Raw genomic sequence first — 14,344 nt, 5'->3', positions numbered from 1 at the left:
GTGGGTCCTGAATATAGGAGCTGTCTGTATACGTTCACGAACACAACGTAGTGGGAGAAGTATGAGAAGGACAACGTTAATGAAGGGGCTGGCCCTGGTGGTTAGTTCAGCCACCTTATTCGGCATGGTCGGCTGCGGCTCAGGCAACGGCTCCGGCGATGGTTCGAAGAAGGCCGATTCGGCCAGTTGCACTGCCTACAAGAAGTATGGTGACCTGAGCGGCAAGAAGATCTCCACCTACACCCCCTGGATCGACCAGGAGGGGGATGCTACGGTCAAGGCCTTCAACGAATTCGCCAACTGTACCGGAGCTAAGGTGGAGCACGAAGGTTCGCGTGACATGGCCGCACAGCTCCCAGTCCGCGTCAAGGCCGGTTCCGCTCCGGATGTGGCCATCATGCCTCAGCTGGGAATGATCAAGAACATGGTGGCCACGGGCAAGGTCAAGGATGTCCCCGCCAAGGCTGCTGCGAATGTGAAGAAGTACTACTCCAAGGATTGGCAGGATTACTCCACCCTGGGTGGCAAGCTGGTCTCCATCCCGGTGGATGCCAATGCCAAGTCCTTCATCTGGTACTCGCCCAAGGCCTTCAAGGAAAAGGGCTACAAGGTCCCGACCACCTGGGACGAGATGATGGACCTGACCAAGAAGATCGCCGATGATAACAAGGGGGATACATCGGTCAAGCCCTGGTCCGTGGGTCTGGAGGGCGGAGCCGACTCCGGCTGGCCCGGCACCGATTGGCTGGAGGATGCCGTTTTGCGGTTTACCGATGCCGACACCTACAACAAGTGGGTCGACCACACAATCCCCTTCAACGATCCCAAGATTCTGGCCGCTTTCAAGGAAATCGGCAAGATCCTGAAGGATCCGGCCTACGTCAACGGTGGTTTCGGCGACATCCAGTCCATAGCCTCTACCGCGTGGCAGGATGCCGGCACCCCCTTGGTGGATGGCAAGGGCTACCTCATGCACATGGCTCTTTTCTATCAGAGCAATTACCAGACAGCCAACCCCGATATCAAGATCGCCAAGGACGGGGATGTCTGGGCCTTCCCCATGCCCAGCAAGGATGCCCAGCATAAGAGCATGATTGGCGGGGGTGACTTCGCCATCGCCTTCTCCGACAAGCCCGAGGTGCAGAAGTTCGAAGAGTTCCTCTCATCGCCTGAATACGCCAATGCACGCGCCAAGGCCATGACGGGCTGGATTACGGCCAACACCGGACTGGACGAGAAGAATCTCAAGCCCATCGACAAGCTGGCTTATGAGTCTCTGACTGCCGAGGGAACCACCTTCCGTTTCGACGCCTCAGACATGATGCCTGCCGAGGTGGGTACGGGCTCCTTCTGGAAGCAGATGATAGCCTACTTCGCCCAGAACAAGTCCGAGCAGCAGGTGCTCGACGCAGTCGAGGAATCCTGGCCCAGCGACGTCAAGTGAGTTCGTGTTCCCTCGGGGCGCCCCAAGGCCCACAGCTCCATAAGTCATAGTCAGGCCCTGTGCCACCCCGACGCACGGTAAAGAGTGCACACCCTCTCCACCAGCTCCGGCTGTGGAGGGGGTGGCCTGAGAAAGGCATCTTACAACCATGGATTTCATTCTGCATCCGGATAGCAACCTGTCCAAACTCCTGGCCATGCTTCTGGCCATCCTCATCTTCGTCGGCGTCATGGCGTTGATCCTCTTCCTGACCAACCTGCCCAAGCGGATGCCCTCCTGGGGAGTGGCGGTCATGTTCCTCCTGCCCTCGGTGGCCCTGGTATGTTTCGGCCTGCTCTACCCCACAATCGTCACCTTCCGTGACTCCTTTTACGGGCGTGACGGCAACGAGGCGGTGGGGTTCGCCAATTACGTGAAGATATTCTCCGAGCCTCAGTTCGTCCAGGTTCTGATCAACACGATCCTGTGGACTGTTCTGGTTCCCTTGTGCTCTACGGCCATCGGCCTGCTCTACGCTGTCCTGGTGGACAGGACCCGGTTCGAGAAGCTGGCCAAGTCCCTGATCTTCCTGCCCATGGCCATATCCATGGTAGGGGCCTCTATCATCTGGAAGTTCGTCTATGACCAGCGCGTGGGACTCCTGTCCGCCGTCTATACCGGTCTGGCCCACCTCTTCGGCAACAAGACGGCCTCGGCCCCGCAGTGGCTGATGTCCTCACCGCTGAACACCTTCCTCCTCATATTCGTCATGATCTGGATTGAGGCCGGGTATGCCATGACCGTCCTGTCGGCGGCCATCAAGGCCATTCCTGACGACTTGACCGAGGCAGCCCGTCTGGACGGGGTCGATGCCCGTCAGCAGTTCTTCTATGTGACCGTCCCCATGATCAGGCCCTCCATAGTGGTCGTTCTGACCACCGTGGCCATGGCCGGGCTCAAGGCCTTCGACGTGGTCAGGACCATGACGGCCGGCAACTACGGGACCTCGGTGATAGCCAACGAGTTCTACACACAGTCCTTCCAGTACCAGAACACAGGTCTGGGGGCCGCCCTGGCGGTGATCATGTTCATCGTCGTCATCCCCCTGATAGTGTTCAACGTCCACCAAATGAGAAAGTCGCAGGATGTGAGATGAGCAGGAAACTGACCCGCCATGAAAAGGCGCTGATCCGCACCAGGAACAAGCTGTCCTCTCCCTGGAGCTCGGCCATCTCCATTATCATTGCCGTCTTGTGGACCATCCCCACAGTCGGCCTTCTGGTGACCAGTTTCCGTGACAATAGGATGGCCATATCCACCTCCGGCTGGTGGACCAGCCTGAGCCCCTCCCACTGGAAGGATTTCGGCCTGGGCAACTACAAGTCGGTTCTGGGTGGTGGCTACAACCTGGGCGCCTACTTCGTCAACTCCTTCGTCATCACCATCCCCGGCGTACTTATCCCCATTACCCTGGCACTCCTGGCGGCTTATGCCTTCGCATGGTGTGAGTTTCCCGGCAAGAACATCCTCTTTGTTGCCGTCTTCGCCCTCCAGGTGGTCCCCATCCAGGTGACCATGATTCCCCTGCTCTCCCAGTATGTGAAGTGGGGGCTCAACAACACCTTCTGGGTCCTATGGCTGTCGCACACCATGTTCGGACTTCCGCTGGCCATCTTCCTCCTGCACAACTTCATGCTGGATATACCCAAGGAGCTGATCGAGGCGGCCAAGGTCGACGGAGCCAGCCATGTGCAGATTTTCCTGAAAGTGGTTCTGCCCCTCATGGTCCCTGCCATAGCATCCTTCGCTATTTTCCAGTTCCTCTGGGTCTGGAACGACCTGCTGGTGGCGCTGGCCTTCGCTGGAAACACCCCGGCGACAGCCCCGCTGACCTCCCGCCTGTCCGACATGGTCGGTTCCCGCGGGTCGGCCTGGTACCTTCTGGCCCCCGGTGCCTTCATAGCCATGGTCGTCCCGGTGGCCGTCTTCCTCTTCCTGCAACGCTATTTCGTCAGAGGCATGCTGGCTGGGGCGGTCAAGGGCTGAAAAAACCTGTTCAGAGTCCGGCAGATTCATCTGATCCGCAAGAACAAGTGAGTAGGATACACAACCATGAAAATTGTCCAGAGTCTGGCTGTTCTCTTTGATTTGGACGGGGTCCTGGTTCCCACGGTTCGCCTGCACAAGGCCGCCTGGAAAGAACTGTTCGACCAGGTCCTGCCGGAGGACGTCAGCCCCTACGGGGATCAGGACTATTTTGATTATGTCGACGGCAAGCCCCGCTATGACGGGGTTTCCGCGGTCCTGGCCAGCAGGGGGATGGACCTGCCGCAAGGGAACCCTGCTGACGGACCTACGGTCCGCAGCATCTGCGGGCTGGGCAACCGCAAGAACGCCATATTCGAGCGTCTTCTGAATGAGGAAGGGATCGAGCCCTACCCCGACACTGTGGATGTCCTGCGTCACCTGATGGGGACAGGCAAGCGCCTGGCGGTGGTATCCAGCTCCCGCAATGCCAATACCGTGCTCAGCGCCGCCGGCATCAGGAACTTCTTCGACATCATCGTGGACGGGAACGTAAGGGCCAGGGAGGGGCTCAAGGGGAAGCCGGCCCCCGACACCTATGCCTTTGCTGCACACCTCTTGGGGGTTCGGCCAGAGGAGGCCGTAGTGGTCGAGGATGCCCTTTCGGGGGTGGCGGCCGGCCGGGCCGGGGGGTTCGGCATGGTTGTCGGTGTGGACCGGGGGGCCGGTCGGCAGGCCCTCTTGGACTCCGGTGCCGACCATGTGGTCGACCAGCTGATCGAGATGATTCAGGACGGATCCGCCCGCGCCGATCTGGCAAGGCCGGCCGACCTGGATCCGACCACCTACCCTGTGGACCCTTGGGCACTGATTGAGAACAAGGAGGGAGATTCCAACAGTGCGACCCTCTTTTCCGTGTCGAACGGGAACATCGGGGTTAGAGGGGCCGGGGACCCCAGTCGGGACCTGGGCAGCGGGACCTTCATGAGCGGTTTCCATGACACCTTCACCATCAAGCACCCTGAGACCGCTTATGGGTTCGCCCGTGTCGGCCAGGTGATCCAGGGGGTACCCGATGCCTCCGATTTCTCCCTGAGCCTGGAGGGCTACCCACTGGGCAGTCCGGTCTCTGCCAGCCAAAAGGTCGATTTCAGACGGGGGATATCATCCTACGTCCGGCGTTACCGTACCGACGATGGGGCCGACCTGTTCGTGACGGTGGAGCGTATGGTCTGCCTCTTCGACCCCCATCTGGCCCTCTATACTCTGATTATCGAATCACCTGACAGGACAATGACGGTGGATGTGGATGCCAGGATCAACGGCAACGCACCCCGTCGACAGGTTTCTAACGATCCACGGAAGTCCAACCTGGTCGACGGCTGCGGCATACACGAGGTCCTGGAGGACGCAGACGGGGATCAGGAGGGCCCTGTCTGCCATGTCTACCGCTGCAACAACTCACAGATGACCGCAGTCCTGGCCGTCCGCCAGTATGCGGAAAGTACAGGCGGCGATCCAGGTGCGAGGCCCATGGTGACCTCCGCCCTCCCGGAGGATGTCTGGCACCTACGTGTGCCTGCAGGCGGAAGGGTCTCAGTCCGACGCTACGCCGCCTACCGGAGCCCATCCATCCTCCCGGTCGGGGTCGATTGCGGCTTGGTCGTGCGCACACGGGAGGGGTCGGATGCCAGGAGCATGGTCCTGGCTTGCCTGGAGGATCTCGACAGCGCCTGTCATAGGGGGGCAGGCGGTCTTGAGGGGGCGCAGCGTTCCTGGCTGGAGGACTTCTGGCGAAGGGGGGACGTGCAGGTGGCTGCCGGGGACGGCGGCCGTATCCAGCAGGTGAGCCGGTGGGAGATCTTCCAGCTGGCCCAGGCCACGGCCCAGGTCAGGAACGGAGTGGGGGCCAAGGGATTGAGTGGTTCGGGATATGATGGTCACTACTTCTGGGACACAGAGATTTACATCCTTCCCTTTCTGACCTACACCGACCCCGCACGAGCCAGGGCCATCCTCCACTATCGGCATGAGATGCTCCCGGCTGCTCGCAGGCGCGCTGCCATCATGAATCTGGACGGGGCCCTTTTCCCCTGGAGGACCATCAACGGCGAAGAGGGGTCGGCCTACTTCCCAACCGGCACCGCCCAATACCACATTGATGCCGACATAGCCTACGCCCTCATGCAGTATGTTTTAGTCAGCGGGGATGATGACTACCTGGGTCGAGAGGGGATTGACATACTGGTCGAGACCGCACGTATGTGGGCATCCCTGGGCAGCTACCAGTCGGACGGACGTTTTCACATACACAGCGTGACCGGGCCGGACGAGTACACGGCTTTGGTGGATGACAACCTCTATACCAACCAGATGGCTCGGTTCAACCTCATGGCCGTCATACAGGCCGTCCACAGGCTTGATGAGGCCGACGAGACCGGAGAGATCCTGGCCCAGGCCCGTCAACGCCTGGGATTCGGTGATGAGGACCTGAAGATCTGGAAGGGGATGGCCGAGGCTATGTTCATGCCTTACGCCAATCAGGAGGGGGTCCATGCCCAGGACGCCCAATTCATGAACAGGCCCAAGTGGGACTTCGAACACTGTCCGGCCCGCCCCCTGCTCCTCTACTACCACCCCCTGGCCATCTACGGTCACAAGGTCCTTAAGCAGACGGACGTGGTCCTGGCCCTCTTTCTGCTCAGCTCCTGGTTTACCCCCGAGCAGAAGTTGGCCGACTTCGATTATTACGACCCGCTGACCACTGGAGATTCCACCCTTTCGGCCGCCTCCCAGTCGATTCTCGCTGCCGAGGTGGGGCGTAAGGAGCTGGCCATGGACTACTTCAGGCGGTCCCTCTTCGCCGATGTGTTCAATCTTCATGACAATACCGAGGATGGCATCCACCTAGCGGCCGCTGGTGGTGTCTGGTCGACCTTGGTCTGCGGCTTCGGTGGAATGAGGGATACGGGGGGAACGGCCATAGGGATCGATCCCCGTCTGCCGGACGGGTGGACCTCTTTGGAATACACCCTTCTGATCAGGGGGACCTCGATCAGGGTGACGGTGACGCCGGAAGGTGTGGGCTTGCAGCGCATGTCAGGACCGTCTATGGTCCTCAACGTCAATGGTCATCCCCGTCAGGTGTGAACGAGGGCCTCTGGATACAGCTCTCCAAGGAGGTTCACCGGTCAACGGATCCTACCGGCGGGCGGGGGGCCGACGGTGGCCCGCTCTATCAGTTTGGTAGGGAAGATGATCGTCTTCAGTGCCAGGTCGCCCTCGATGGCCTTCAGCGCGACCTCGGCCGCTGTCACCCCCTGCTTGCGTACCGGTTGGGCCACCGTAGTCAGTCCGAATGGTCGGCCCAGGTCGTGCCCGTCGATGCCGATGACCGAGATGTCTCGACCCACTGCCAGGCCGCGCTCGCGGATGGCTTGGATGGCCCCCATGGCCATCTCATCCGAGGACGCCATGATGGCAGTGATATCGGGACGCCTGTCCAGGAGGCGTTTGGTGGCCAGGTAGCCGTTGGAGGCCGTCATGATGGTCACGGCTTCGTCCAAGCTGTCGGAGCACTCGAGGTTGAAGCGCGTCAGGGTCTGCTTCCAGCCATCTCGTCTGCGCTGGGAGGGAGCGAAGGGGCAGAGGTCATTGGTTTGACCTGACAGGTGGCCTATGGTCTTGTGGCCCAGCGTAATCAAGTGACGGCAGGCCTGTGCCGCAGCTTGCCCGTCGTTGATTCCTACATGACTGTAGCCCTTCTGGCGAACGGAAACGAAGACGGCCGGCACACCCAAGGATCGCAGTTCGGCCTCCTCCTGCTTGTCGAAGAAGAGTGAGAGGACCAGGACCGCGTCCACCTTTCCCACCAGGTCCCGTGCCTTAAACCGTTGACGTTTGGGACCAAGGTAGTCGGGCAGGGAGTAGACAAGGGCGTCATAGCCCGCCTTGCGGAAGGTCTGTTCGGCGCATTCGAGGATAGTGCTGAAGAACCACCGCGACATGTCCGGCTGGATCAATCCGATGGAATGGGTCCGCCCGCTCGCCAGAGAGGAGGCGGTGGGGGAGGGGGTGTATCCCAGGGTCTTGGCGGCCTGGAGGACTAGTTCCCGGGTTCGCCCGCCCACCCCGGGCAGTCCCCGTAGGGCCCGTGAGACCGTGGCCGTTGAGACGCCGGACAAGCGGGCCACGTCTTCGATTCTTACGGTCATACCGTCATTATGCCAGCGTGAAGTCACAAGGGAATCCGCGATCCTCGATGTGGCTGGATGCCTTTGTACTGCTGGTCAAGTAACTCTTAACTAATGCAGACACGCCCGGATTATCGGGGTTGCATCTGGTTCAGGCTCCAATAAAATAGGCAACGCTTGACGAATCCAGGGCGGACACGCGCGGCGTTGCAGAGGCGAGGAACATAGCCGGGCGTCACCATCGGTCAGTCACTCTCCCGGACGGTCACGGCAATGAGAAGAGACCAGATTAGAGAAGTTCAACAGGGAACGTGAGGGTGTCCTCCAATGTACGTCGATTCTGCGAAGAATCAGCACAGCAGCAACCTTCGATGGATTCTCCCCTACTGCAGGCCGGACGCCGGTAGAATCGCCGCCGCCCTCCTGCTCTTTGCGGCGGATAAGGTCCTGGTCATGCTTATGCCCATTTTGGCGGGCATGATCGTGGACCAGGTCATTGGCCAGGGGCATGAGGACCGGCTGCCCAAGCTTTGTTTCGCCATGATAGCCGTCACCCTTGGGCGCAGCGTCTGCCGCTATGGCTACCAGATGTTCATGGAGCGATTCGGCCAGAACACCATCTATCGGCTGGTCAGCGACGAGTATGAGAAGCTCCACGACATGGACTTCACCTACTTCAACCACACCCGCAACGGCGACATCATGAGCCGGATGACCTCGGACACCGATGCCATCCGCCATTTCGTCTCCTGGGTCTCCTACAACATCCTGGAGGCTGTCTGTCTCTTCGTCGGGTCGCTGGCCGTCATGTTCACCATCGAATGGCGACTGGCCCTGGCCCTGCTGGCTGTGACCCCATTCCTCTTCTACTTCACCTGGCAGCTCTCCAAGCATGCCCACCCGCTTTTCTACGCCATCCGCAACTCGCTGGCATCCCTCAATTCCATGGTCGAGGAGAACATCGAGGGCAACCGGGTGGTCAAGGCCTTCGTCCGCGAGCCCTATGAGACCGAGAAGTTCGATCGGCACAATGATGACTACATGGAACGCAACATGGACTCCGCCCGCAACAGCCGCACCTATATGCCCTGGCTGGACGGCTGCTCCTACATGCTCCAGCTGATCACCCTGATACTGGGCGGTTGGCTGGTCATCCGCCAGCAGATGACCCTGGGCGCCCTGGTCTCCTTCAACAGTTTCCTGTGGATGATTGACGGGCCTGTGCGCCAGTCCGGCTGGCTGATCAACGATGTGGAGCGCTTCAATGCCTCCTGCGTCAAGATCCGTCGGCTGCTGACGGCCGAGCCCAGGATCGTCGAGCGCAAGAACGCCCAGGCCGGCGTGGTCCAGGCGGCTACGGTCCGTGCCAAGGTCAACGGCGAGCAGACCGAGGACCCGGTCAGAATCCGTGGGGACATCCGCTTCGACCACGTCAGTTTCGCCTTCCCTGACGATCCGGAGACCCCCATTCTCAAGGACATCGACTTCCACGTGGCGGCCGGCACCCGGCTGGGCATATTGGGGGAGACAGGATCGGGCAAGTCCACCCTGGTCAGCCTGGTGGCCCGCTTCTACGACCCCACCGTGGGCCATGTGCTCATCGACGGGATTGACGCCAGGCAGTGGCCTCTGGACCTGCTGCGGCGGCAGGTCAACATCGTGGCACAGGACACCTTCCTCTTCTCGGACACCATCGGCGACAACATCGCCTTCGGAGCCCACCGCGACGACGAGCAGTACGTCAGGACCATGGCCTCCATGGCTGGCGCTGACTCATTCATCAACCGGATGCCTGAGGGCTATGACACCGTGGTGGGCGAGCGCGGCGTGGGCCTGTCAGGCGGCCAGAAGCAACGGCTCAGCCTGGCGCGGGCCCTGGCCGACGACCCGGCCATCCTGATCATGGACGACACCACATCGGCTGTCGACATGGAGACCGAGGCCACTATCCAGCGGCATCTGCAGGAGATGGAGGGCACCAGGACCATGGTGACCATCGCCCACAGGATCTCCTCCATCAAGGATTCCGACCTGATCCTGGTCCTGGACCACGGCAGGATCGTAGAACGCGGGTCCCATGAGGATCTGGTCCACGCCCACGGCCGCTACTACCGGATCTACCGCAAGCAGCTGGGGCTGCAATCCGGGCAGTCGGCAGGGTTCTGACACATCAGCATGCATGGCAAGGTGAGACGATGAAGCAGCAAAAGCAACGTTCGGCGGGCACCGCGCGCAGAAACACCTTCCGGGAGGACGAGGACCTGGAGGAGCAGATCGACTTCGGTGACATCAAGCGCATAGGGGCCTATCTGAAGCCCTACCTGCGCCAGGGGGCGATCATCCTTGCGGCGGTCCTGTCCATGAGCGCCATCGCCGTGGCCATTCCCTACATGACCAAGACCATGATCGACACGGTCATCCCCTCCAAGGATCCGGTCCGGCTCTTCGCCCTGGGTGCGGTCTTTCTGCTGGCCATCGTGGTCTACGAGCTCCTTCTGCGGTACCGTACTGTGGCCATCACCCAGGTGGGCCAGCTCATGCTCAAGGACATGCGTCGGGACCTCTTCACACACATCCAGACCCTGCCTTTCTCCTACTTCGACTCCCGGCCCCACGGCAAGATTCTGATCAGGGTGGTCAACTACGTCAACACCCTCTCGGACACCCTGAGCTCGGGTCTGATCAATGTGATCGCGGACATCTTCACCTTCCTGCTGACCTTGGTGGTCATGTTCGTCATCGACTGGAGGCTGACCCTCTGGTCCCTGGTTCTCATGCCCCTGCTGGTGCTCTATGTGTTGGTCCTCCAGCGCTTCCAGCGGCGGGCCTACCAGCGTCTGTCCAACAAGCAGAGCAATCTGAACGCCTACATCCATGAGTCCATCGCAGGGGTCAAGACCACGCAGACCTTCGTCAGGGAGCGCGAGCAGTTCCGTACTTTCCAGGAGCAGCAGGGCCAGGTTCGCAGTTCCTGGATGCGGGCCGTGCACATCCAGTACCTTATGTGGCCAGGAGTGCAGAACATCTCCACCATCACCATCGCACTGATCTACTATCTGGGGATCACCGGCCTGGGCGGCGTGCAGGTGACCACGGGTATGCTGATCGCCTTCGTTGGCTATGCCAACAACTTCTGGAACCCCATCATCAACATCGGCAACTTCTACAACCAGCTGATCACCTGCTCGGCCTACCTGGAACGCATCTTCGAGACCCTGGACGTCCGCCCGGAGATCGAGGACCGTCCAGGGGCCATAGAACTGCCGCCGGTCAAGGGCAGGGTGGACTTCAACGACGTGGTCTTCAAGTATGAGCCCGGAGGCCGCAACATCCTCAACCTGGTGGACTTCCATGTGCCGGCAGGCAGCACGGTCGCCCTGGTGGGGCCCACGGGCGCCGGCAAGACCACCATCGTCAACCTTCTCTCGCGCTTCTATGACGTGACCGAGGGCAGCGTCTGTGTGGACGGGCATGACGTGCGCGATGTGACCCTGGCATCCCTGCGCCGGCAGATGGGGGTCATGCTTCAGGACACCTTCATCTTCACCGGCAATGTGCGCGAGAACATCCGCTACGGCCGCCTGGATGCCACTGACCAGCAGATCGAGGAGGCCGCCAAGGCCGTTCATGCCCACGAGTTCATCATGGAGCTGCCCGACGGCTACGATACCAAGGTCGAGGAGCGCGGATCCACCCTCTCCGCAGGTCAGCGGCAGCTGATCGCCTTTGCCAGGGTTCTGCTGGCCGACCCCCGCATCCTGATCCTGGACGAGGCGACCAGCAGCATCGACACCCGCACTGAGGAGGCCCTCCAGGCCGGACTGGCCCACCTGCTCAAGGGGCGGACCTCCTTCGTTATCGCCCACCGGCTGTCCACCATCGAAAATGCGGACCAGATCTTCTACATCGATCACGGGCAGATCGTGGAGCATGGCACCCACCAGGAGCTTCTGGCCAAGAGAGGTGCCTACTACCGGCTGCACGAGTCCCAGTACGCCATGATCCGCACGGCCAACGGCGACCAGGCGCAACCGACACAACCTGGCGATGATGCAGGACAGGGCAGCCAGGTTCGGCAGGATTCGGCCGTCTCTGCGCAATAGCAGGCTGGCCTATGCATCGCAATTGGTTCTCGACTAGCAGGATTACATCGTTGTAAAATAAGCGACGACAAGTCAAAAGCCGACAGGTTCGGCAGCCAGGGCAAAGGAGCAGACGTTGAGCAATACGGTTCACAAGGACGCCGAAGGAGCCGACCCCTACGGGTATCTGATGGTGCACTTCATTGAAGACCCCCAGGGGTATGCCGAGCGCCTCTACTTCGACCTGTCCCGGGGCGACGACCCTCTGAGCTGGGATCCGCTGTACGGGGGCAGGCCGCTGCTGACCTCGCACCTGGGCACCACCGGCCTGCGGGATCCCTACATGGTGCGTGACCCACGCAACGGCCGGGTCTATGTCATGGCCACCGACCTGCGGGTGTTCGGCGGTGATCAGTCGCAGGGTAGCGGCTGGGAGCACTGGTCCCATCACGGCAGCACCAAGCTGATGATCTGGTTCACTGACGACCTGATTCATTGGTCTGGCCCCCGGCCGCTGGATGTGTCCTTGCAGCAGGACGGCAGCAGGGTCCAGTTGGGCATGGCCTGGGCCCCGGAGTGCCTATGGGTGCCCGACTATGAGGGGCCGGAGCAGGGGGCCTTCGTCCTCTACTGGTCATCCAAGCTCTTTGACCAGGATGATCCCGACCATGCCGACCCGTCGGTATATGACCGGGTGCTCTGGGGGTCAACCACCGACTTCACCCAGGAGCACTTCCGTTATGGGGGAGTCCTTATCGATACTGGTCGCAATGCCATCGACACCACCATGGTCCAGCGTCCCCTGCCTGGCGGCGGCCTGCGCACCTACCGGGCCACCAAGGACAACGGATTTGGTCGGGGCATCTGGCTGGACAGCACCGACGATCCCCGCTGGTGGCTGCCACAGGCCCGGTGGACCACCATTCAGGAGCGCATTGGCGCCGCCTGGTGCGCTGATGGCAACCCCTCGGGTGTAGAGGGTCCGGCCCTCTATGCCGACCATGCCCGTAACCGGTGGTACCTGCTGGTAGACGTGATTCCTTCAGTAGGCTACAGGCCCATGGTCAGCGATGATCCGGACGCTGGGTTCGACTACGCCCGGGAGCAGGATTTCCACCTGCGCCCCCATACCAAACACGGCGGGGTCCTGTCCCTGACCCGGCAGGAGTATGAACGTCTGCGCCCTTTGACGCAGCAGAACTGAAACAAAAGGACCGAGAAAGGAGCAAGACATGGACAAGGCCTGGAGACCGCCTATGGGGTGGAACAGCTGGGACAGCTACGGGACCACCGTCACCGAGCAGGAGGTTCTGGACAACGCGCAGATTATGCGCGACAGGCTGCTCCCGGTGGGCTGGGACACGGTCGTCATAGACATCGCTTGGTACGACCCGACCGCCAGGGCCCATGGCTACAACGCCAAGGCGCCACTGGTCCTGGATGACTATGGTCGGCAGCTGCCCGACCCGGTCCGGTTTCCGTCGGCGGCCGACGGCCAGGGGTTCGCTCCGCTGGCCGCTCGAATCCACGATCTGGGGTTGCGCTTCGGCATCCACGTCATGCGGGGCATCCCTCGGTTGGCGGTTGAGCGGAACCTGCCCGTCCTCGGCACCTCCTACACCGCCGCCCAGGTGGCTGATACCGCCCATGTCTGTGCGTGGAATCCCGACAATTACGGACTGGACCAGTCCCATCCGGGAGCCCAGGCCTGGTATGACGCCCAGGTTGACCAGTTCGCCCGTTGGGGGGTGGATTACCTGAAGGTGGACGACATGCAGGTCCCCTTCATGGATCGTGAGATTGACGCCTACGCCCGGGCCATCCGCAAGGCTGAGCAGGCCCATCGCCATCCCATGACCCTCTCCCTATCCCCGGGAACCCGGGTGCCGACCACGTATCTTGGCTTCCTGCGGAATCACGCCCAGCTCTGGCGGATTTCGGACGATCTCTGGGATCGTTGGCAGGACCTTTACGCCCAGTTCGCCCGTCTTGCCCGCTGGGCACCTTTGCAGAGCACGGGCCACTGGGCCGATGCGGACATGCTGCCTCTGGGGCATATCGGGCTGCGGGCCGAGCGGGGCGGGGACCGGTCCAGCCTCCTGACAACCGACGAGCAGCGCACCATGTTGACTCTTTGGGCCATGGGGCGCTCGCCGCTGATGGTGGGCGGCGACCTTCCCAGCAGCGATGAGGCCACCCTGTCGCTTCTGGATAACCCGGCCCTGGAGGAGGTCACCGCCGGATCGGCCGACAATGGCGAGATCATCCGGGAGCCGGTCGAGGGCGGGGATGACCAAAGCAAGGAGATCTCAGGCGAGGAAATCGTCTGGAGGGCCCTGGCCAGCGACTGGGCCGACGGAACCCCCTCGGCCCATGCCAGCGGGGTCTATGCGGCCGTCTTCTGGACCGGGGATCGCCCGCGGCAGGTCAGGACGGCCCTGTCCTCACTGGTAGGCCTGGATAGGGCGGACGGGGCCTGGACCCCGGTCGACCTGTGGCGGGGCCGGACCTCGGAGCCCGCCCAGATCAGCCTGGAAGGACAGGGTGCCGACCGTGAGTTGGTGACTCTTGTGCCTGCACACGGTGTGGTCTGGGTGGCTCTGGATCCCCACTGAGGCTGA

General features: G+C 61.5%; 9 protein-coding genes. 8 read left to right on the top strand and 1 reads right to left on the bottom strand.

The features are described 5' to 3' along the window. Nucleotides 1-79 precede the first annotated feature (79 nt). The 4 genes from H3T93_RS07910 to H3T93_RS07895 all read left to right on the top strand — a co-directional run bounded on the left by H3T93_RS07910 (nucleotide 80) and on the right by H3T93_RS07895 (nucleotide 6,598). The gene (locus H3T93_RS07910) at nucleotides 80-1,444 is read left to right on the top strand and encodes an ABC transporter substrate-binding protein (RefSeq protein WP_198214751.1); all 1,365 of its coding nucleotides are present in this window, start codon (nucleotides 80-82) and stop codon (nucleotides 1,442-1,444) included. Nucleotides 1,445-1,592: 148 nt separating this feature from the next. Further along, nucleotides 1,593-2,579, top strand: coding sequence for a carbohydrate ABC transporter permease (locus H3T93_RS07905; protein WP_110424766.1), 987 nt, complete (start codon nucleotides 1,593-1,595; stop codon nucleotides 2,577-2,579). Then, nucleotides 2,576-3,469, top strand: a complete 894-nt coding sequence (locus H3T93_RS07900) for a carbohydrate ABC transporter permease (protein WP_046322293.1) — start codon at nucleotides 2,576-2,578, stop codon at nucleotides 3,467-3,469. Before H3T93_RS07905 ends, H3T93_RS07900 begins: the two co-directional genes overlap by 4 nt. Before the next feature lie 66 nt (nucleotides 3,470-3,535). Further along, on the top strand, nucleotides 3,536-6,598 hold the full coding sequence (locus H3T93_RS07895) for an HAD-IA family hydrolase (RefSeq protein ID WP_144178226.1): 3,063 nt from the start codon (nucleotides 3,536-3,538) through the stop codon (nucleotides 6,596-6,598). A gap of 41 nt (nucleotides 6,599-6,639) precedes the next feature. Here the strand turns inward: H3T93_RS07895 and H3T93_RS07890 are convergent, their stop codons facing one another. Further along, nucleotides 6,640-7,662: a LacI family DNA-binding transcriptional regulator gene (locus H3T93_RS07890; RefSeq protein WP_144178225.1), complete on the bottom strand. Its 1,023-nt coding sequence runs from the start codon at nucleotides 7,660-7,662 to the stop codon at nucleotides 6,640-6,642. Between the two features lie 306 nt (nucleotides 7,663-7,968). Here H3T93_RS07890 and H3T93_RS07885 point away from each other — a divergent pair, with 306 nt between their 5' ends. The 4 genes from H3T93_RS07885 to H3T93_RS07870 all read left to right on the top strand — a co-directional run bounded on the left by H3T93_RS07885 (nucleotide 7,969) and on the right by H3T93_RS07870 (nucleotide 14,338). After that, a complete protein-coding gene (locus H3T93_RS07885; RefSeq protein ID WP_144178224.1) occupies nucleotides 7,969-9,807 on the top strand; it encodes an ABC transporter ATP-binding protein in 1,839 nt (612 codons plus the stop codon). A 29-nt stretch (nucleotides 9,808-9,836) separates the two neighbouring features. Further along, nucleotides 9,837-11,744: an ABC transporter ATP-binding protein gene (locus H3T93_RS07880; RefSeq protein WP_144178223.1), complete on the top strand. Its 1,908-nt coding sequence runs from the start codon at nucleotides 9,837-9,839 to the stop codon at nucleotides 11,742-11,744. A 115-nt stretch (nucleotides 11,745-11,859) separates the two neighbouring features. Continuing rightward, entirely contained in the window at nucleotides 11,860-12,927 is a 1,068-nt protein-coding gene (locus tag H3T93_RS07875) for a glycoside hydrolase family 43 protein (RefSeq protein WP_232348761.1), read from the top strand. A 52-nt stretch (nucleotides 12,928-12,979) separates the two neighbouring features. Continuing rightward, complete coding sequence (locus tag H3T93_RS07870) at nucleotides 12,980-14,338, top strand: glycoside hydrolase family 27 protein (RefSeq protein WP_186363978.1); 1,359 nt, start codon at nucleotides 12,980-12,982, stop codon at nucleotides 14,336-14,338. Nucleotides 14,339-14,344 lie beyond the last annotated feature (6 nt).

Origin of the sequence: Bifidobacterium sp. M0404 (assembly GCF_016101415.1) — a bacterium.
Classification (GTDB): domain Bacteria; phylum Actinomycetota; class Actinomycetes; order Actinomycetales; family Bifidobacteriaceae; genus Bombiscardovia; species Bombiscardovia polysaccharolytica.
Note: the sequence above shows the minus strand (reverse complement) of the source record. Positions and strands in the feature narration are given on the sequence as shown.